This window comes from Coleofasciculus sp. G3-WIS-01 (assembly GCF_040223135.1).
Taxonomy (GTDB): Bacteria; Cyanobacteriota; Cyanobacteriia; order Cyanobacteriales; family Coleofasciculaceae; genus Coleofasciculus.
Map to the genome: position 1 here is coordinate 1 of NZ_JAVJZI010000033.1, position 20,941 is coordinate 20,941.

General features: G+C 45.9%; 18 protein-coding genes, 2 tRNA genes, 1 pseudogene and 1 other annotated feature. Of the genes and pseudogenes, 14 read left to right on the forward strand and 7 right to left on the reverse strand.

The genetic code is table 11. The annotated features are described in order from the left end of the window. Positions 1-253: 253 nt before the first annotated feature. A complete protein-coding gene (locus tag RIM23_RS03560) occupies positions 254-1,198 on the forward strand; it encodes a hypothetical protein (protein WP_446364515.1) in 945 nt (314 codons plus the stop codon). Between the two features lie 71 nt (positions 1,199-1,269). Beyond that, positions 1,270-1,340: transfer RNA gene (locus RIM23_RS03565), tRNA-Gly, on the forward strand. A gap of 93 nt (positions 1,341-1,433) precedes the next feature. On the opposite strand, the gene trmFO is transcribed toward RIM23_RS03565, so the two are convergent. Beyond that, positions 1,434-2,792, reverse strand: a complete 1,359-nt coding sequence (trmFO, locus tag RIM23_RS03570) for an FADH(2)-oxidizing methylenetetrahydrofolate--tRNA-(uracil(54)-C(5))-methyltransferase TrmFO (RefSeq protein ID WP_446364516.1) — start codon at positions 2,790-2,792, stop codon at positions 1,434-1,436. Positions 2,793-2,938: 146 nt separating this feature from the next. On the opposite strand from trmFO, the gene RIM23_RS03575 reads away from it, so the two are divergent. Next, a complete protein-coding gene (locus RIM23_RS03575) occupies positions 2,939-4,225 on the forward strand; it encodes an RNA-guided endonuclease InsQ/TnpB family protein (protein ID WP_446364518.1) in 1,287 nt (428 codons plus the stop codon). A gap of 117 nt (positions 4,226-4,342) precedes the next feature. Here the strand turns inward: RIM23_RS03575 and RIM23_RS03580 are convergent, their stop codons facing one another. Both RIM23_RS03580 and RIM23_RS03585 read right to left on the reverse strand, forming a co-directional pair. Continuing rightward, on the reverse strand, positions 4,343-4,831 hold the full coding sequence (locus RIM23_RS03580; protein ID WP_446364520.1) for an FHA domain-containing protein: 489 nt from the start codon (positions 4,829-4,831) through the stop codon (positions 4,343-4,345). A gap of 241 nt (positions 4,832-5,072) precedes the next feature. Continuing rightward, positions 5,073-6,377 carry a site-2 protease family protein gene (locus RIM23_RS03585; protein ID WP_446364522.1) on the reverse strand — a complete coding sequence of 435 codons (1,305 nt, stop codon included), beginning with the start codon at positions 6,375-6,377 and terminating at the stop codon, positions 5,073-5,075. A 158-nt stretch (positions 6,378-6,535) separates the two neighbouring features. On the opposite strand from RIM23_RS03585, the gene RIM23_RS03590 reads away from it, so the two are divergent. After that, positions 6,536-6,961, forward strand: a complete 426-nt coding sequence (locus RIM23_RS03590; protein ID WP_446364524.1) for a hypothetical protein — start codon at positions 6,536-6,538, stop codon at positions 6,959-6,961. Positions 6,962-7,331: 370 nt separating this feature from the next. On the opposite strand, the gene RIM23_RS03595 is transcribed toward RIM23_RS03590, so the two are convergent. From RIM23_RS03595 to RIM23_RS03605, 3 genes are all read right to left on the reverse strand, one after another. Continuing rightward, entirely contained in the window at positions 7,332-7,976 is a 645-nt protein-coding gene (locus tag RIM23_RS03595; protein WP_446364526.1) for a hypothetical protein, read from the reverse strand. 85 nt (positions 7,977-8,061) lie between these two features. Beyond that, a complete protein-coding gene (gene gntT, locus RIM23_RS03600; RefSeq protein WP_446364528.1) occupies positions 8,062-9,420 on the reverse strand; it encodes a guanitoxin biosynthesis MATE family efflux transporter GntT in 1,359 nt (452 codons plus the stop codon). Between the two features lie 179 nt (positions 9,421-9,599). After that, a complete protein-coding gene (locus RIM23_RS03605) occupies positions 9,600-9,812 on the reverse strand; it encodes a hypothetical protein (protein WP_446361645.1) in 213 nt (70 codons plus the stop codon). Between the two features lie 197 nt (positions 9,813-10,009). On the opposite strand from RIM23_RS03605, the gene rplS reads away from it, so the two are divergent. From rplS to RIM23_RS03655, 10 genes are all read left to right on the forward strand, one after another. Next, positions 10,010-10,372, forward strand: a complete 363-nt coding sequence (gene rplS / locus RIM23_RS03610) for a 50S ribosomal protein L19 (RefSeq protein WP_446364530.1) — start codon at positions 10,010-10,012, stop codon at positions 10,370-10,372. A gap of 92 nt (positions 10,373-10,464) precedes the next feature. Further along, positions 10,465-10,537: transfer RNA gene (locus tag RIM23_RS03615), tRNA-Trp, on the forward strand. A 144-nt stretch (positions 10,538-10,681) separates the two neighbouring features. Further along, positions 10,682-10,912, forward strand: a complete 231-nt coding sequence (gene secE, locus RIM23_RS03620) for a preprotein translocase subunit SecE (RefSeq protein WP_446336959.1) — start codon at positions 10,682-10,684, stop codon at positions 10,910-10,912. Beyond that, positions 10,909-11,526, forward strand: a complete 618-nt coding sequence (gene nusG / locus RIM23_RS03625) for a transcription termination/antitermination protein NusG (RefSeq protein ID WP_446336960.1) — start codon at positions 10,909-10,911, stop codon at positions 11,524-11,526. Before secE ends, nusG begins: the two co-directional genes overlap by 4 nt. 2 nt (positions 11,527-11,528) lie before the next feature. Continuing rightward, complete coding sequence (gene rplK, locus RIM23_RS03630) at positions 11,529-11,954, forward strand: 50S ribosomal protein L11 (RefSeq protein WP_446336961.1); 426 nt, start codon at positions 11,529-11,531, stop codon at positions 11,952-11,954. A gap of 105 nt (positions 11,955-12,059) precedes the next feature. After that, positions 12,060-12,776, forward strand: a complete 717-nt coding sequence (gene rplA / locus RIM23_RS03635) for a 50S ribosomal protein L1 (protein WP_446364532.1) — start codon at positions 12,060-12,062, stop codon at positions 12,774-12,776. A 29-nt stretch (positions 12,777-12,805) separates the two neighbouring features. Next, positions 12,806-12,968, forward strand: a sequence feature (ribosomal protein L10 leader region). A 54-nt stretch (positions 12,969-13,022) separates the two neighbouring features. After that, complete coding sequence (gene rplJ, locus RIM23_RS03640) at positions 13,023-13,589, forward strand: 50S ribosomal protein L10 (RefSeq protein ID WP_446364534.1); 567 nt, start codon at positions 13,023-13,025, stop codon at positions 13,587-13,589. Between the two features lie 86 nt (positions 13,590-13,675). Further along, positions 13,676-14,080: a 50S ribosomal protein L7/L12 gene (gene rplL / locus RIM23_RS03645; protein ID WP_446364536.1), complete on the forward strand. Its 405-nt coding sequence runs from the start codon at positions 13,676-13,678 to the stop codon at positions 14,078-14,080. Between the two features lie 668 nt (positions 14,081-14,748). After that, positions 14,749-15,279: a hypothetical protein gene (locus RIM23_RS03650; protein ID WP_446364538.1), complete on the forward strand. Its 531-nt coding sequence runs from the start codon at positions 14,749-14,751 to the stop codon at positions 15,277-15,279. 698 nt (positions 15,280-15,977) lie between these two features. Continuing rightward, positions 15,978-19,208: a sensor histidine kinase gene (locus tag RIM23_RS03655; RefSeq protein WP_446364539.1), complete on the forward strand. Its 3,231-nt coding sequence runs from the start codon at positions 15,978-15,980 to the stop codon at positions 19,206-19,208. An 842-nt stretch (positions 19,209-20,050) separates the two neighbouring features. On the opposite strand, the pseudogene RIM23_RS03660 reads toward RIM23_RS03655, so the two are convergent. Next, positions 20,051-20,941: pseudogene (locus RIM23_RS03660) on the reverse strand (hypothetical protein); the annotation flags it as partial.

Below are 20,941 nucleotides of genomic sequence, written 5' to 3' on the forward strand. Positions count from 1 at the left end.
AAAGCAATACCTCTGTAAATTCAATCTGGTCAACCCCGATTGAATTTACCTTGGGGGAGTCCAATGTACCCCCACCCTACTTCACTCCGTTTCGTTGAGGATGGAGTTCTATAGCTCCCCCAATCCCCCACGTTTTGATAGATAGTTTCCGATTCTGCTGCAGCTGTGGGTAAGGTAAAGAAAGCTAAGACTTGATCCAGATGCTCAGTGGCTATTTGGCAGTATGGAATTAAATCATCTCAACCTGATTGTCATGACACAACCAACACTAAACCAACCTCAGATACCCCAACGTAGTCACACTGACCCACCGGCGCTATGGAGAACAGTTATTCTAAGTTCTGTGACGATTCATCTGCTTGGCGTGGGGTTGCTGCGTCTGGCGCTGTTGGGACGCTTTCAGGACTGGCGGTTGAGTCAACAACTGATTCCCGTTGAGGTGATTGCCCTCGCCTCAAATGCTACCATGCCAACTCCAGCGACTCAATCTCTCCCTTCTCCGGTTACTCAAAAAACACCAGGAAAGAGTCGTGAAATTCAAGCCGAGTCAGAACAACGGACAAATCGCCCGAATCAGGCGATCGCAAACACCACTCAAGAAACCCCTAACCCTTCACCCACAAAGGTTTCCTCGCCCAACTCACCGAACCAAACCCCGAACCCATCGCCAACGTTCACCCCATCTGAAGGGACGGGAAAAACCCAGTCTCCTGAGCCATCAGAGGAACTCCTAAACCCGACTACGCCTAATCCTTCTTCTCCCCCATCGCCACAGGAACCACCAAAACCCACGTCACCCGGAAATCAGTCCGGCGGGGGTTTCATTGTCTCTATTAATGGACTCATACCCGTGCAGGGTGGTGGTTCTAATATCGATCCGCAACGCAATTCAGGCGACCAATTTGCCAAAATCCTGAAAAAGAGCCAACCCCCCTCGGTGGATGAACTCACATCCTTAGGCATTACTCTGAAGCAACCTGTGGTTATCGAGGTTCTCGTTTTGATCACTGATATGGGCAAAGCAGAAGTTCTACCCGAGAAGACTAAAGTGCCACCAGGAACACTCACTCAAGAGCAAGCCCAGAGACTCGCCCAGGAGATTATTGCCAATTGGAGTTTTTCACCAACGTACATGGCGGGTAGCCCTGTGGATGGGTCGTACTCCCTGACTCTAGAAATTAATCCCCTAGCGAATTGAGCCGATGATTTTGGTGGAAACTTGCCAAAATTGTGCTATCGTGGTTTATACTAGATAAGTTATGAGCGCCTGCGGGCATAGTTTAGTGGTAAAACCTCAGCCTTCCAAGCTGATGATGCGAGTTCGATTCTCGCTGCCCGCTTCTTAAATAATATGTATCGTGACAAATTATTGTCATCACCAAAAAACTACCAAAGAAGAATCCCCGCCCTAAAAGTGCGGAGATTGTCAAGACTCAAGCCGCAGATACCTGCAATTTTTGCTGCCAACTCTGCAAATCAGCTAAAGCGCGATCGCGATACGCCCCATACCGCTCTTTTTTCCCTTTAATCCGTACTCCTAGGGTTGGTAAAATGCCAAAATTAGGTGGCATGGGTTGAAAGTGTTTCGGTGATGCTGAACTAATAAACTCAAATAACGCCCCCATCATCGTCGTTGGTGGTAACGTAATCTGTTCTAACCCTAACACCAACCGCGCTGCATTTGTCCCAGCTAACCAACCTCCAGCCGCTGCGGCTGTATACCCTTCCGTTCCCACCAACTGACCCGCCGCTAACCTTGTCGGGCAGCTTTTAAACTGTAGCGTTGGATAAAGCAATTCTGGCGAATTAATAAACGTATTGCGGTGCATCACTCCCATCCGCACAAACTCGGCATTTTCCAACCCTGGAATTAACCGAAAGACTCGCTTCTGTTCGCCCCAACGTAGATTTGTCTGAAACCCCACCATGTTCCACAACTGACCCGCCTTATCTTCTTGGCGCAACTGTACTACCGCATAAGGACGCTTATGCTGATTTTCTGTGGCGCGAAAGTCTCCCTGACGGCTATCAAACAATCCCACAGGCTTCAGGGGACCATAGCGCATCGTATCTTCTCCCCGCCGCGCCATTTCTTCAATCGGCAGACAGCCTTCAAAAAACTTTGCAGTTTCTTGCTCAAAATCCTTCAATTGGGCTTTTTCCGCCTGACACAATTCTTGCCAAAACCTTAAATATTGCTCCCGATTCATGGGACAATTCAGATAGGCTGCCTCTCCCTTGTCATATCGGGACGCCATAAAGGCAATGTCTTGGTTAATCGACTCCCCGACGATAATTGGCGATGCCGCATCAAAGAAACTGAAATAATCCATCCCCGTGAAACGCTGCAAGTCTTCAGCTAAAGCTGGACTTGTCAATGGGCCCGTTGTCAGCACCACAACACCTTCTGGAGGAATTTGCGGCACTTCCCCCCGCCTTAACTCAATCAGAGGATGACTAGCAAGGGTTTCGGTCAAATCGTGGCTAAATACCGCCCGATCCACCGCCAACGCCCCCCCAGCCGATACCGCATGGTTATCCGCTTTAGTGATAACAATAGAACCCAGACGGCGTAACTCTTCATGCAACAACCCCGCTGCGCGATCGCTCGATAGCGCCCCAAAGGAATTACTGCATACCAATTCCGCTAATTCTCCGGTATGATGGGCAGGACTCATCCGCACCGGACGCATCTCATGGAGTACCACTGGCACTCCCGCTTGGGCAATCTGCCACGCGGCTTCCGTACCCGCTAATCCACCACCAATTACCTGAATTGTCTGTTGTTCCATGTCTTACAGAAGGGCGAAGGTGAAAGCCCTCGTGATTCATCCGAGGGATGAAACCGAGCATTCCTTAAATAGCCGAATTAATTCGGCTATTTTGGTTGGATATTGGCTTAATATTAAGTATAATATAAGCTAGGAGGTGATGCCAGTTGTATGGATGTCAGCAGGTATTATTAAAGCCAGATTATGAGGAAACGGCTATTTTAGATTTTATCTGTTCTGAGGCAAACAAATTAACGAACTGCGGCATATATTATGCGCGGCAATTGTGGTTCAAGCGACGGTATTTAATTGGCAAGTATGACCTAGAAAAAGAGTATAAAAGCCATAAGCATTTCCAGGTATTGCATTCTCAAGCTGCCCAACAGGTATTGAGGTCAGTCAGTGAATCCTTTAAGTCATTTAGGGAGTTAACTAAGGCGTTTGAGGAAGGCAAGATTCCGGTCTACCCCAAACTACCGAAATATCGAAAAAAGGGTGGATTGACAGTGGTCAGTTATCCCAAGCAGGCGTTAAGCCTAAAAAACGGGCAGATTAGGATTCCTTTGGGCAGAATGGTTAAGACTTGGTTCAAATTAACCGAATTCTTGCTGCCGATGCCGTCAAACCTGGAGTTTAAAGAGATTAAAGAACTGCGAATTCTCCCCAGAAACGGGTGTTTTTATGCAGAATTTGTGTACCAATTGCCATCAGTCAAGGCTGATGTAGACAAGAGTCGAGCATTAGGAATAGATCCGGGTGTGAATAACTGGTTAACCTGTGTATCCAACATAGGAACTAGCTTCATCGTAGATGGGCGGAAACTGAAAAGCTTGAATCAGTTCTATAACAAGCGGGTGGCTGAACTAAAGAAAGGGAAACCCCAAGGATTCTGGGATGAAAGACTTGCCCAAATCAGCGAAAAACGGAATCGACAAATGCGAGATGCGGTGAATAAAGTGGCAAGGATAGTAATTAATCACTGCCTTATTAATCGAATTGGTACAGTTGTATTTGGCTGGAACCAGGGTAATAAAAATGGAATTGAGTTGGGTAAAAAGAATAATCAAGAGTTTGTTCAGATACCAACATCCCGGTTAAAAAATCGAATAGCTCAGTTGTGTCAGCAGCATGAAATTCGGTTTGTAGAGACCGAAGAATCCTATACATCCCAAGCGTCGTTTTTGGACAATGACGTTCTACCTGTATTTGGCAAAAAGCCGAAAGGGTGGAAGTCAAGTGGGAAAAGAGTTAAGCGTGGAATGTTTAAAACTGCCGCCGGATATATCCTTAACGCCGATGGGAACGGGGCAGCAAACATTTTAAGGAAAGTAGAGACACAGCTAAGATTAAACTTAGCCAAGGTCTGTAGGGCGTCATTGACTGCGCCATCTAGATTATTTATCTGGATGATCAAAGAAAACGGTGTTTTAACCCGTCCCGAAGTATCCTTTTAGAATCCTCGGTCATTTATGCCGAGGAGAGGTCAATTCTGATCACAAGTATTCCTTAGCCACCAATAATCAATGACCAATGACGACGAACCTATAACCCAATGTAAATTTTGTACGATTTTAGTCGTCTAACATGCTGGGGTCAATTAGAGTAATATCAAACGGGTCGAGGGGACCACTTTTTTGGTCTTCGGGCTTAAGTCGGTAGTATTTCCCACTCACGCCTGCGCCAAACACGACTTGATCGCCATCTTTAAGTTCATAAGTACTAATTTTGCGACCATTAATCAGGATTTTATTGGTGCTGGGTTGACCTTGAAGGTTCCCATCGGCAATTTGGTAACGGTATGAACCATTATCGAGTGCCATCCGTCGTAACGTTGCATGTTGGCGAGAGACAAACATGGAGAACAGGCGGATATCGCAGCTAGGATCTCGACCAATTGAATAGACTTGTGCTTCTAGATTAAAGACTCGGCGTCCTTTATCATCTTCCACCAGTAATAGATGCCTTTCTTGAGCCTCTGTTGCCTGTGAAGACTGTTCTACGTCAGTGGGTGTACTGTTGGTTTGAGGTTGATGGAATTGAGAAGTTTCAGTTTGAGACATTTTTTTAATCCTTGGGTTTACCGAAGGCGGTAACAACGACAAGCGAATAACCCACACGGGTTTAATCTAGTTTAACCATTAGGCGATCGCACAAAGGAGACAAAGCAGACAAGAGATATTTTAGCGGGTTAGCATGAGAAACAACCCTGTACTAGGCTTTCCCGGAGAAAGCTCTAGAAGACAGAACCAATAAGACTGGGTTTTTCTCATGCTATATCGGGAGTTAGAGGAGTGGCGACGCTTAAAAATTTAACCATTGAGAAAGGGTTCCAGGAACCGGTAAGAGAATACTCACCAGGATAGTCAGTGCTAGCAATCCGGCAAAATCCCGCCAGTTATCCAATTCTGAAACATCGTTCAACGCGGGTTCATCGACAACGGGCAGCAAGATTAATATAATCGCCCACAGGAGCAAATCGGGTTGCAAAAATGCCAGAACCAAAACTAATAATCGGCTCAGTTGACCAATGGCTGCACCTGTTCTCTGTCCAAACATGGCGTGGATAATATGACCACCATCCAGTTGACCGACGGGCATTAAATTAAACGCCGTGACGATTAATCCAATATACCCAGCAACGGCGACTGGATGCAGGTTGATCGCCGTGTCTGGCATAAATTGACTCCCTAACGCCAATTTGCTGATGAGTGACAGCAATAAGGAAAAACGCGGATCTAAGGATTGGATATTCACCAATCCCGATTCTTCTGTCAAAGGAACCGGACTAGAATGGGCTAAGCCCCAGAATAGAAGTGGAAAGGTGACGAGTAATCCCGCCACCGGACCTGCAATACCGACATCAAATAAGGCTTTGCGATTAGGTACAGGCGATCGCATCTGGATAAACGCGCCAAAAGTGCCTAAGAAAAAGGGTATAGGGATAAAGTAGGGGAGAGTCGTCCGCATTTTGTAATACATGGCGACGAGGTAATGACCCAGTTCGTGAATCCCTAAAATTGCCATCAGGGCTAAGGCATAGGGCAATCCTTTGAGTAGCGCCTCTGGGTTAGATTGTACTTGTTCCGGAGAAAGTCCAGCAATTTGGGTAGCGCCCACCACTGTTGTGGTAAATAAGGTAATGACCACCAGAGCTAACGCTAAACCGGGTCGGGTTAACTCATCATTCAACCGTTTCCCTCTCGACTGGGCGTAGGGGTTGGGAACCAGGGCAAAGAACGGTTTCCCACTGAAGCTTTCCTGAAAAATCACAAAGAAGCGATCGCCAAATTCTGCCTCAACATTTTTCCGCACCGTTTTATAGGCAGCATCAGGATTGGTGCGAAGCTTACCCCGACATAAAACCGCTTGGGGACGATACTCCAGATTTTGGAGATAGTAGACGCCCCAAGGAAAGCAATTTCGCAGATCAGTTTCTTCCTGTTTGGTTATTGGACGCAGCCCTAACTTTTCAGCCGCCTGGGAAACCGTTGATCCAGTCGCTGAGTTTTCAGGGGGTGTCGGCATCCGGTTCATCCTGGTAACCGAGTACCTGCCAATAAAGTAGGCAATGAAAACAAGTAAAATTAGGAGTAACCAGAGTTCCATGATGTACAGATACCCATTCGTGATAAAAGCAAAATCTTGACCAAGATTAGTCCGAGTGGCTAATGATTACAGACCAACATGCATTGTGCAATCTGATTTGTATCAAAACGGATCATCGTGTTTTTCGTTCCAGCTCGTCGCTAAATCTATAAGCTACTGTGTTCAAATCCCCACGCCCAGTCCTTAATCATATTTTCGCATTTCCACCCAATCGCGACACCTTAGGAGGTACAGCTTATTTCATTGTAGAGAATGGGGCTGGGGTGTTGATTGATTGTCCGGTTTGGAATGATGGGACTCACCAATTTTTGCGGGATCACGGAGGTGTCTCCTGTCTGTTCATTACCCATCGCGGCGGTATTGGCAAAGCCCAGGAGATTCAGGACGCTTTTGACTGTAACCTGGTGATTCAAGAACAAGAAGCCTACCTACTCCCTAGCGCCCAAGTTACCTCCTTTGAGCAAGAGTTGGCAATTTGTGATCGCTGTACGGCTATCTGGACACCAGGTCATTCTCCGGGTTCAGCTTGCCTTTACCGTTCAAGCGATGGGTTTCATCTCCCACGCTCTTTAGCTGGGAGATGAAACCGAGCGAACCGTCTAGGTAGCGAATAAATTCGCCAGTCAAATAATTCGGATAACGTTCTACTATTGTGGTAATGTAAATACAAGTCGCGGGAGGGCATTCCGAGACTATAAACGGACCTGGAGAGGGTGTAAGACCTCATTTGGAGGCAACCTTCAGCGAAGCGTCAACCCCAATCAGCGACCACCCCGGCTAAAGGTGGCGTGGTGAGGAATCCCCCGCGCTCTTTAGCCGGGGGAGGATGTCAAACTCCTATAGACTGACGCTCTAGTGCGGCGCGGCGGAAATATTTGAGCAGCTTTGTCGGTGTGGAGGAGCTGGGGAAGCTGGGGGAGATGTTAGCTGTTCAGTTATTTCTGCCTTCTTGTACTAGATCGGATACTCATATTTTTCAAACCAATCTCGATATTTTCTCTCAATTTCTTCCACTAAATTTTTATCTAAATAGTTAACCCAATACCCGTTACTACCATCGGTAATATGATTGCTGTGAAAAAGATTAGTCTTGTGGTGAATATCATCCCGTTCACCCTCACTTTCGTAAGACAAATTATTGATTTCCTCAACAATAGCTGATGCGTCCACAGAACCTACCTCACAACGTCGAGCTAATTCCTCTATAACAGTATTTTTTTGATTGAGAATCCGATCATAAGGAACCACTAGATCAGCCACATTAATCCATTTTTCGTGGGTTTGTATGAGAGAGTCAGCGAATTCAATGGATGGAGGTGTTGTGAATGTTCTTAAATTACTTGCCAGCACGTCTCGAATATCTCTATACGAATACAAAATAAAGTGCGCTTGATTGACGATCATTTCGTTGAAATCATGGATTTTGATCAGCGTATATTCTTTTTCCGGGATCTTCTTATACTTCCAATCTCTTGACCATCCACAACTAAAATTATTCTTGATTGTCGGTGAACTACAAAGTACCAGGCGAGTAGCATTATATAACCAGGTACTCCCGGATCTCATCATTCCTGCAGCGACAAATAACTTTGATTTCATTGCAATACATCCCTTTTTTGCGTAAAACCATGAGATTCTTTAACTCATTATATAGGGTGTTTTTCCAATTGATCATAAGTTTAATTTAAATCTTGTCTTCCCGAAAGGAAGTCCTGGATAATCCATCGGTTAAGTTCATCACTAAATAGACCAATAATGCAACGGTTTTGACAAACAAAAATAATGTCATTGATAACCATAAAAGATGGTTATTTTGCAAATACCACGTTGCTGCAGCCGGCGGGATAAATCCCCAAAAACTAGCCAGTAAACTGGTATCACGAACTACTTTTCCATCCGCTAAACCGACAAAATATCCTTCTAACATCGTAGAAGCTGAGGCAAAGGTTAATAGAAAAAACAACCACCAAATATAAATATGAATCTGGGTATTAATCTCTGATTTGTTGGTGAATATAGAAAAGATAGTTTGAGGGAATAAAACACAAATTATAGCAATAGTTAAAGCCAAGACTAAGCTACTGATCACGGCGACCCTTAGTAAAGGTAAAAACTTTTCTGAGGATTTTTGACCTTTGAAGTTTCCGGATAATGTTTCTGTGGCAAATACTAAGCCATCGGTTAAATAAACACTAAGATGACTGATTTGTCCGAGTAAGAAATTTTGGGTAAACGTAATCGTCCCCATCATGGCACTTAATTTACCAAAAAATGCCAATACTGATAATTCACTGATGTTGCTGATCAAGATATCCCGATTAAAAGAAAACATTGTTTTAATCGCAGATGGCTCTAAAACTTCTGCCATTACTGTTTTTACGTCTTGCCAGGAAAAGTCTCGAATCGAAAAGATTAAAGCGAGAAAACACATAAGATATTGACTACAGGCTAGAGACGTTCCTGCCCCTTTACTATCCAAATTCAACTGAATAATAAATACATAGTCTAAAAGAACATTAAAGGTGTTGCCCAAAAATGATAAGATTAAGACTTGACTGTTTCTCTCTCTTCCCAGAAGCCAACCGATCAGCACAAAGTTAAGTAATACGGCTGGTGCGCCCCAAATCCGAGCATTAAAATAATTAATCGCTGACTCTTTGACCGTTAAATCAGCATTCAACAACGAAAACCCGATCTCTCGTAAAGGATACTGACAAATAACCAGAATCATTCCTAATGTCAAAGCAATTAATCCATTTCTTAATCCTATTAATAGTATTTCTTGTCGATCATCGGCTCCCACAGCTTGAGCTGTCACCCCTGTGGTTGCCATGCGTAAGAACGCGAGCGTTAAATAAACGACATTAAATATAATATTAGCTAAAGAAACCCCGGCTAAGGAACTAATTTCACTGAGATGACCCAGGAAAGCAACACTGATTAAACCCGCTAAGGGAATCATCAAATTGGAAAGAATATTAATGAGCGCTAGTCGATAAAAGCGAGGAATAAAATCATACTGATTCGTCAGTGTTAAGGTCATAGGTTAAGAGACTTCACTTTTACAGCAAATTTCAGGTTAATGAATTACAGTCTATGCCAGCCAGATCCCCGACCTCTTCAAGAAATCGGGGATCTTTGTACTAAGAATTAATTTAATACAGTACAGGGCTACTGAAAGCTTACATCATAATCCTTGATTTGATGAGCCGACTAGGTAGTTTACCTCTGTTCTAATTGCTCAACTTCCTTTTCAGTACGTTCATTTGGGTTGGTGGGATTCCAGTCGGGAAATAGCCCAATTAAAAATTGATTGATGCTGGTGCGGGTGTTGCGGCTAGCATCATCTAGCGGTGCAGGTAGGACGCGATCGCCTAACGTGATAAACAGCAATGCTAGGATCAACAGTGGTCCTAGAAGATTTTTGAAACCCATAACTCTCCTCCCAGTCGCATAGATTCATTTGGCATACTGCTAGTTTTCCCCTGAGTCAAGAGAAAATCGTCATTTTTCTATAATTCTTTACATCGCAGGGGTTTGGTTACCAAACCCCTACGGTCGATCAAAACTCAAAACTAGACGCCGAGTCAGATAGTGCGTTAAGATTATAGGCTGTGATTTTTTTAAGAACTATGCATGCTCAAGAGGTTATTCGCTCCATAGAAGCGGAACAGCTCAAATCCGACCTACCGACAGTCCATATTGGTGACACAGTTAGAGTCGGCGTCCGTATTCGTGAAGGGAACAAGGAACGGGTTCAGCCCTACGAAGGTACTGTGATTGCCATGCGTAACGGTGGTATCAACCAAACGATGACCGTGCGGCGTGTCTTCCAAGGTGTTGGTGTAGAACGGGTTTTTCTGATCCATTCTCCCCGAATTGCCAGTATTACAATCGTGCGTCGAGGTAAGGTTCGTCGGGCGAAGCTCTTTTATTTGCGAGAGCGTGTGGGTAAAGCGACTCGCGTTAAGCAGCGCTTTGACCGGGGAATTTAAATTTTTTTGGATATTGGCTTGGTATTCATGCCCTAATTGCGTTACACTCAGTAAAGCAAAGGGGATAAATTCACCTCTACCAGCCAACCCAAGCGCTCTTAGTTCAGTTGGTAGAACGCAGGTCTCCAAAACCTGATGTCGGGGGTTCAAGTCCTCCAGGGCGCGTTATAAATATATAAAATTGGGGGAGCATCAGCAGTTCTACCCAAGTCTTATCCACTTCACTGATGAGTGAAGCAGGTTAATATGAATTATGAGTGCTGGGTTGAACAGCTCTGATAATCAGTAGAAGGGGGAAATCAACTTATTGTGGCAAAGAAAACAAAAACGGACACAGAGTCTCAGGAAAAAGCCTCTGGGTTTAATGTTGTAACGTTTCTTCAAGAAACCAAAGAGGAACTTAGTAAAGTCGTATGGCCCTCTCGGCAGCAACTCATTAGCGAATCGGCTGCCGTGTTATTGATGGTCGTGCTATCAGCCACCCTAATCTATTTAGTGGATGGCTTATTCTTGTGGGCATCACAACAGGTATTTGGATGAGTTTTGCAGCAAACGAATCATACGATCGCGACTCACAGCTACAAGAAGCCCCACCTGCCCGTTGGTATGCGGTTCAGGTGGCATCCGGCTGTGAGAAGCGGGTAAAGACAAATCTAGAACAGCGAGTGCAAACCCTAGATGTCGCTGACCGAATCTTAAGAGTTCAGATTCCCCAAACGCCGACGGTGAAAATCCGTAAGGATGGATCTCGCCAGCACTCTGAAGAAAAGGTCTTCCCTGGCTACGTCTTGGTGGAAATGGTCATGGATGATGAAAGCTGGCAGGTTGTCAAAAACACACCCAATGTGATTAATTTTGTAGGGGCAGAACAGAAACGTCGCTATGGACGGGGGCGAGGTCACGTTAAACCGGTACCCCTGAGTCCTGGAGAAATCGAACGGATCTTCAAGCACGCCGAAGAACAAGAGCCAGTTATTAAAGTAGACATGGCTGTTGGCGACAAAATCATCGTGCTATCGGGTCCGTTTAAAGATTTTGAAGGCGAAGTGATTGAAGTTAGCCCCGAACGCAGTAAGCTCAAGGCGTTACTCTCCATTTTTGGGCGAGATACGCCAGTTGAATTAGAATTCAATCAGGTGGAAAAAACAGGCTAAGAATGGCAAAAAAAATCGTTGCAGTTATTAAGTTGGCACTCCCGGCGGGGAAAGCCAACCCTGCTCCCCCAGTAGGACCGGCTCTTGGTCAGCATGGGGTGAATATTATGGCGTTTTGTAAAGAATACAACGCCAAGACCGCCGACCAAGTAGGAATGGTCATTCCCGTAGAAATATCGGTGTTTGAGGATCGCAGTTTTACCTTTATCCTCAAAACCCCACCTGCATCCGTGCTGATCAAAAAGGCAGCGGGTATTGAAAAAGGCGCAAGTGAACCCAATCGGCAAAACGTTGCCACTATCACCCGGGCGCAACTGCAAGAAATCGCTCAGACGAAAATGCCTGACCTCAATGCCAATGATATTGAAGCAGCAATGAAAATCGTCGAAGGGACTGCCCGGAATATGGGCGTCGCGATCGCGGAATAGTCCATGGGTTGAGATTTAAATGCCATCAACCCGCAATCAAAGACCATTGTCAACCTAATTTGGGGGAGAGGTAAGAAGCTTCGTTAGTCACCCCAGGAGAGATAAATGCCCAAAAAACTATCACGTCGATTACAAGAATTACTTGGCAAGGTTGAAGAGCGACCTTATGAACCCATAGAAGCTCTTAAGCTTTTAAAAGAAACCGCGACGGCAAAATTCCCCGAATCCGCCGAAGCACATATCCGCTTGGGAATTGATCCCAAATATACCGATCAGCAACTGCGGACAACCGTATCACTACCCAAAGGAACGGGTCAGGTGGTGCGAGTTGCGGTCATTGCCAAAGGCGAAAAAGTCACAGAAGCGAGTAATGCGGGAGCAGATATTGTCGGTTCTGAAGAATTAATTGGCGAAATTCAAAATGGCATGATGGATTTTGATCGCCTGATTGCCACGCCAGACATGATGCCCCAAGTGGCTAAGTTAGGACGGCTCCTCGGGCCACGGGGTTTAATGCCCTCTCCCAAAGGTGGTACCGTTACCTTTGACCTAACCCAAGCGATCGAAGAATTCAAAGCAGGTAAACTTGAATTTCGTGCCGATCGCACAGGCATCGTTCATGTTATGTTTGGTAAGGCATCATTTTCTGCTGAAGACTTGTTGGTCAACCTCAAGTCCTTACAGGAAACGATTGACCGCAATCGTCCCTCAGGGGCGAAAGGTCGCTTTTGGCGCAGCATATTTGTCAGCGCTACCATGGGACCCTCCATCGAAGTCGATATCCCGACGCTACGGGACTTGAAAGCGGTTGAGGCTGCCTAATGTGAACCGTTAGATTTGTTGACGATCCAATATTTAATTGGCTTGTACCAAAGACAGCAGGTGTTCATCACTTAATATCCTGCCGAGGTCAGCGCCCGACGTATCCACTATGACTGTACATCTAAACTAAAGTACAGGTATTAAAGATACAAGAGCGAAACCCCGGCATGTCCGGGGTTTTGTTATGGCTAATGGCAGGATTTTCTAACTATCAACTATGAAAGGAAACAAGGAGGTGAAACAAGAATGGGCAGAACCCTGGAAAATAAAAAGGACGTCGTCGCTGATCTCAAGCAACTCTTGAGTGAGTCCCAACTCGCCATCATCATTGACTACCAGGGACTTTCCGTGGCTCAAATTACCGATTTGCGGGATCGGCTGCGTCCCACAGGCACAGTCTGTAAGGTCACGAAAAATACCCTGATGCGGCGGGCGGTTGAGGATGATGAAAACTGGCAACCCATGACCGAATTCTTGGTCGGTTCCACCGCCTTCATGTTAGTCAAAGACGATGTGGGTGGTGCAATTCGGGCATATCAGGACTTCCAGAAAGCCACCAAAAAAACCGACTTCAAGGGCGGCGTGATGCAAGGTCAAGCCTTGAGTCAAGAGCAAGTCAAGGCGATTGCTGACTTGCCGTCTAAGGAAGAACTCATCGGGCAGATTGCGGGTGCGATTAATTCCATCGCCACCAAACTGGCTGTGGGTGTCAACGAAGTCCCAGCGTCCCTGGGTCGCAGCGTCAACGAAATTCCTGGCTCACTGGGTCGGGTTTTGCAAGCGCTCTCCGCTCAGAAAGAAAGCGGTGGTTAGTACCTACCGCTACCTTGGAAGTAAAAAGCTTACCCTGAGCTTAGTCAAAGGGTCAAACGTAAAAAGTCAAACGAAGGAGTTTATTCATGTCTGCTACAACCGACGAAATTTTGGAAAAGCTAAAATCCCTGACGTTGCTGGAAGCGTCGGAATTAGTTAAGCAAATCGAAGACACCTTTGGCGTTAGCGCAGCGGCTCCTGCGGGTGGCATGATGATGATGCCCGGAATGGCGGCTCCCGGTGCACCTGGTGCAGCGGCTGAAGAGGTGGAAGAGAAGACAGAATTTGATGTCATCTTAGAAGAAGTTCCCGCCGATAAGAAGATTGCCATTCTGAAAGTCGTGCGAACCATGACTGGTTTGGGTCTCAAGGAAGCCAAAGATATGGTCGAGTCTGCGCCCAAGCCGATTAAAGAAGCGGTGGCAAAAGAAGCCGCAGAAGAAGCCAAGAAACAACTAGAAGAAGCTGGTGCTAAGGTTTCTGTGAAATAGAACCTTGTTGGGGCAACATCCGTGTCAACTTAAGCCAAATCAGTTAGTGAGCAGGCTTCCAGGCACACTCTCGTTCCCAGGCTATGCCTGGGAATGCCTCTGTTGAGGCTCCGCCTCCTTTGACAAGGGGTTCAAGCCGCTTAAGCAGCATTTCCACCCTAAAGCTGGAAACGAGAATGGGTAAGGGTTGTGACTTAAGTTGACACCAATGACGGCGTGCGCCCAATTTCACCGTCAAATCTATTCCAAAATTTTAGCTGTGTCAGTCCACCATCTTGGGTTGAGGCTTGTTACCCATAAAATTTAAGGCTCGCATCCCTTACTACGAACCCTCCCCACCGTCTGGGCGAGGAAACTCTCATCCGGACGAAATGACAAAAAATGTGACAGTTAATCAATAGTCTACTGGCGGCTCACAAATTATCAAAAGCTAACTATAATTTTTCGATTGATTTTAACTAAGTTTCACGTTTGTTTCTATGTTTATTGGAAAAGCTACCGAAAAATAATCAAGTGGTTTTTCTGAAATGCTTAATTGTCAAGGCATCCAAGGTTTATCCAAAAATAAATCAATCAAAAAAAACCTAAATCTGGAACATTGACTCGATTAAAAACGACTTGAATAGTAACAACGCAACACTACACCTTACCTATTGATGGACGTTACTATGCAACGCAACATTAAGTCTTTTGTTACCTTTTCAACCCTAGCTGCTACCGCGATCGCGCCTGTTTTATTATCGGCTGATATGGCATCTGCTAAGCCCACTGGAACTGATGCTAACTATATCGGTGCTGGTGTCGCCGCAGGCGTGACCAGCGGTGGACAAAATAATGATGCGGCAACATTTGGCGGGAATATTCAAGGTCGTGTAACGACTTCAAAAGCGCCAGTTTCTCTGCGCGGTGCTGTTCTATTCAGTGAGGATACCAGCGCCATTATGCCGATTGTTTCCTACGATGTTCCTGTCACGAACAATGCCAATGTTTACGTTGGTGCTGGTTATTCTTGGGTTGAAGCCGAAGAACATGCCACACCTTTAGGAAACAAAAATGCTCCTGTTATTACCGTCGGTGCTGAAGCTCAACTTGGTCGCAATCTTGTTGTTTATGGCGATACAAAGGTGGGGATTGAAGCTTATCAAAATAGTCCAGCTTCTGCTGTTAGTATTCAAGCGGGTGCGGGTTACCGCTTCTAAACCATGACGCTCTGCTAACAGTGTTCCAGACGTAGCATGCTACGTCTCTACGTCGTCGGGGCGGGCGCGAGTTGCATCTGTTGTGAAACGGAAACGATAATAGTAAAACCCGCCCCTACACTACCTTTCCCATGTTCTAGATGTGCCAGGGTACATCTGAAGCATTGCGCCCCTGCACATTTTTTAGTTCATGAATAATACTTAACAAAAATCAATAAAGATTACATTATAAAAATGGCGGATATCTTTACCATAAAATTACATTAAAATGTGTTTTCGGAGATACAAAACGGTTAAACTTGAAGTAGAAAAGCCTTATAACCTGACAAAAAACTATTGAGGTAAGGATCATGACTACTGAACTCAGCCAAGTTTTATCGATGATTTTGATCGTTTCTGTTTTCTCGATGGTTCTGTCGCCAGTATTGTGCTGGATTCTTCCCGCCCGCACCGCCAAAAAAACAGTGTAGGAGGGATGTTGAGTCAGCCATCTAATTCTTTGAGGCTAAATCGACAGACGCTTAACTCTACTCACTAAAATAGAAGGTACGAGAGAGCAGCGAATTCATCAGGGTGATTATTCCATGAAACTTATACGTCTATTAACCCACCGTCTCCCGGTGGGTTAATTGTTGGTTCGAGCTCAAAGGATAAACATGGCGAGACTTGTCAGAGTATAGTGAGAAGAACATTACGTTTTGGGAACCGTTCTCGGAACGCCGCCGATGTATCAACAGCTCAAACAGCTCTGGCTAGCCATTGTCAACAACCGAGGCGATAATCACCCCCGCTCGCCTAACTCTCCCCTGCAAGCCCCTATCCCCCTGTCATTCTACCCTGAGAGCCAAGGACAACCCGACAACTCAGACGAGATCAACGAATTAAAACAGATCAATCAGCAACTGCGGCGCAAGATTGCTGAACGAGAACAGGTTGAGCAGGTATGGCGAGAGCGAGAGGCTTATTATCGAAACATCGTCGAAAATGCCAATAGCTTAATTTTACGCATCGATACTCAAGGTACAATCACCTTTTTAAACAAATTTGCCCAACAGTTTTTAGGTTATCCGGAAACAGAAATCCTCGGACATTCTGCAGCTAAGACGATTATTCCAAAAACCGAGACATCGGGACGCAACTTAACCACTTTAATTCAAGACATCATCCAACATCCGGATCAATACCGCTACCACGAAAATGAAAATATCCGGCGGGATGGGAGTCGTGTGTGGGTAGGGTGGACGAATAAAGCGCTCATGGATGTCTCAGGACAAGTGACAGGTATTCTCTGTATTGGTCACGATATCACCGAACGTCATTTAGCTCAAAACGCCCTGCGCTTGATGAATGAACAATTGGAGGAGCGAGTCGCTGAACGCACATCGGCGTTAACCGCCACCAATGAGCAATTGCGCCAGGAAATTGCTGAACGCCAACGGGCGCAGGAAACGGAACAGCAGTTAATCGCATCACTACAAGCGGCGAAAGACCAGTTACAAGCTATTTTAGATGCTGTACCCGGATGTGTGTCTTGGGTGGGGACAGATTTAAAGTATCAGGGCGTCAACCGTTATCTGGCGAAGACATTTGGATTATCCCCCGAAGCGTTTGTGGGGAAAGAACTGGGGTTTATGAATTCTACCCCCGGATTTAAGGAGTTTATTGTCCATTTTTTTGCCAATCCACTCCAGGAAGCCAACCGAGAAATTGAAACCTTTGTTGACGATAATTGTCGGTATTATTTATTAGTTGCTCAGAAATACCAACAGGGTCAAGCGGCTGTCTGTGTCAGTGTGGATATTACAGAACTCAAGCGCACGGAAGAAGCGTTGCGGTTGAGCGAGGAAAAGTTTGCTAAAGCCTTTCGCTGTTGTCCCAATTCGATCACGATTAGTACCTTAGCAGATGGACGGTATATCGAGGTCAATGAAACATTTATGCGGTATTCTGGGTATGAACGTCAAGAGGTGATTGGTCGTACTGTTGAGGAATTGAATATTTGGGTGCATTCTGATGATCGCGATCGCATGATTCGTAGTTTGCAGCAGCACGGTTCGATTACGAACCAAGAATATGAGTTTCGGACGAAATCGGGTGAAATTCTCATCGGTTTACTCTCCGCCGAGATTATTAATTTAAGGGGAGAACGTTGCTTATTGGCACTTACCCATGATATTACTCAGCGTAAATTGGCTGAACAGCGTCTCAAAGAGAGTGAAGTCCAATATCGGGCAATCTTTGAAGCCACCACGGATGGTTTAATTATTAGCGATTTAGATGGACAACTCGTGGAGGTAAATCCAGCCGCTTGTCAAATGCATGGTTATTCCTATTCAGAGTTTATTCATCTTGATCCCGAAAGCTTTATTCATCCGGACTCCCATCCCATATTTTACGAGTATCTGACTGCGGTTAGACAGGGGGTTCCCTTTCAGCGGGAAGCGGTGGATCTGCGTTCCGATGGTACGCCGTTTCCGATTGAGGTGCGGGGAACTGGGTTTATGTACAAAGGGAAACCCCATCTTTTAGCCGTGGTGCGGGATATTACGGAGCAAAAGCAAGCCGAAGCGCGATTACGAGAAGCAGGGGAACGCGATCGCTTGTTGGGAGAAATTGCGGCTCGCATTCGCCGATCGCTGGATCTGAATGAAATTCTGAATACGACTGTAGCAGAAGTCCGCCAATTCTTGCAAGCGGATCGGGTGCTGATTAGTTATATGGATGGGACGATGCATGGTAAAGTCGTGGCGGAATCTGTGGCGGGTAGTTTTCCATCCTGTTGGGATTTAGCAGTGGAAAATGACGAGTATCTTCAGGAGTTAATTGCTTTATTTGAACATATTGATGTGCAAGTTGTTGAAGATACCGAGCTTTTGGAAACGTCCCCGGAACGCGCTAAATATTTGGAGCAATTTCAAGTGAAAGCCGCTTTAGCCGTGGCGATTGTTGTGGATGAGCAAATGTATGGCTTATTAGTGGCGCATCAATGCACAAGTCCGCGTCATTGGCAACTATTGGAAGTGGATTTGCTGCGCCGTCTGGCGACGCAAGTGGCGATTGCGATTAAGCAGGGACGATTATACCAACAGCTTAGCGAACTGAATACAAACTTGGAGTATCAAGTTGAAGAAAGAACGGCGCAATTGCAGCAAAAAATGCAGGAATTGCAAGAACTCAATCAACTCAAAGATGTGTTTTTACATGCAGTATCCCATGATTTACGCACACCGGTGATGGGGATGTTAATGGTGCTGAAAAATTTACTGAATAGTTATTTTTCTCCTGAAAATCAAGAACTAAGGACAAATGACCAAGGACAATTGACAATTCCCGTTTCACGTTCTATTGTAGAGCGGATGATCCAAAGTAGCGATCGCCAACTTAATTTAATTAACTCGTTACTGGAGATTCACGCGGCTGAATCTTATGGGATTCCCTGTGAGTGCGAACCCTTGCAACTGAGTCAACTTATTCAAGATATTCTCACAGAGTTGCAACCGTTATTGGTCAAAAATCAAGTGACGTTGACGAATCAAGTTCCCGATGATTTACCTTTAGTGAGTGCTGACGCCAAACAGTTGTGGCGAGTGTTTGAGAATATAATCACCAATGGGATGAAACACAACCTCCCTGGAATTCACCTCACCCTGAGTGCGACGGTGGTGGAGGGTGCTGTTGGGGGGGATATGGTGCGTTGTGCGATCGCGGATAATGGAGTAGGGATGGAACAACAACAGTGCGATCGCCTTTTTGATCTCTACTATCGCGGCGCGTCTTCTCGCAGCTTAAGCGGTATTGGCTTGGGATTGTACCTGTGTCGGCAAATTATTAAAGCACACGGAGGCGAAATTGGGGTGATTAGTTCTCCTGGAGAGGGTACGACGTTTTGGTTTACTTTACCCCTATCTCAAGAATCGCCTACCCGTTAGAGTTTTGAGTGTCAACCGACTTGAGATACATTTTTATGTCCAATTGCACGGGGCTGGATAGGATTTATTTTTTGAGGAAAACTAAATAGGTAGCTACGGATTCGACGAACCGTTGAACTCATCACCATCAGCATCTTAGGTAAGCAGATGCAGACTATGGCACTAAAGAGTGTAATCATTAAACAGTCAGCTATACCCATACATCTATTTTCCTGTTGGTTGCATTGGCATTTCTTTGCCTATCCATTGATTATGACGGCAATTTGTCAAAGTTGATACAGGACAATGGTTAAAATTTCTTTTAGGTCTGATAAGTTTCCCTGCTAATACGATTTGTTAAGACGCCGTAGGGGTTTGGTTACCAAACCCCTTTATATCATGTCCTGACGATTGCCCATAATTGCAATGCTGTAAAAGCCATCGTTGCAGTGGAATAGGTTGTAGGTTGGGTTGACGCCAGGGAACCCAACCAAATCTAGGGACTAAGGTTCCCTACTACAAGCCGAATCTAATCTATCAAATTAGGTGTGCCACCCCACTACTGGACTGACACAGCTAAAATTGTGGAATAGATTTGACGGTGAAATTGGGCGCACACCGTGCGCCCCTACAATACTAATCCACCATTTTAGGTACTGGACTGACACAGCTAAAATTGTGGAATAGATTTGACGGTGAAATTGGGCGCACACCGTGCGCCCCTACAATACTAATCCACCATTTTAGGTGTGCCACGCTACTACCCTTTATAATATCATGTCGTGACGATTGCCCATAATTGCAATGCTGTAAAAGCCATCGTTGCAGCGTTTTTATTCAGGGGTGATTGACCGGACATGATATTACTCCCCACATAGGCGACTCATGATCACTTTCCCATTGGCTAATCGATATATCCCCGTCGGTTCAATAATCGGATCACCCATTTTCCAAGGGCGACGAGTTGAGGACGAAGATTCTCCCCCTGCTCCCTCTGCTCCCTCTGCTCCCCCTGCTCCCTCTGCTCCCTCTGCTCCCCCTGCTCCCCCTGCTTCCCCATCTCCCTCACTGGGAATTGACCGCACCGTCCCGGTCTGATAAGGTGTATCGTAAAGATCCCCAGGGCGAAACGGGATACCCCCCGTACCTGTAATAAAGAAGCTACCCCGTTGGGGTTCATGGCGACGAGCGATGCAACTTTCGGCAATCAGTTTGTCGGTGTCGATTCCATCGCCTGATAACAGGATGAAGCTGTTCTCAACAAAGCTGGTGTCGGGGATGGTAATTGTGCCGGGCACCGAACAGTCGGCATTGATATCCACGCGATCGTTATTATCTAGGGTAACGGGGTCAGTTCCTCTGGGCGCCGGTTTGAAGTTTTCACCGAAGAAGGCGACGGTGTTCAAGCTGATATCCCCACCTCTGCCATCACGGGCATAAGCTAGGATATCGCTATCGTCAAATGCCAGGATGGTGTTGGCGGTGAGGGTAATATTACCGCCACCCCCTGCACCGGAGGCAACGCGGCTGGTGATGTCGCTATCTTCAAATAGGCGGATATCAGCAGCGGTGATGGTAATCGCACCACCCGCAGACTGTTCGGTGGAGGTGGTAATGGTGCCATTGGTGGCACTGAGGTGTTCGGTGTTAATTTGGATATCCCCCGCTTTGGCGGCGCCGGTAGATTCGGCGATTATTTGTCCTTGATTGGTCAGTTGTACCCTGTCGGTGGCGTTGATAGTGAGATTCCCGCC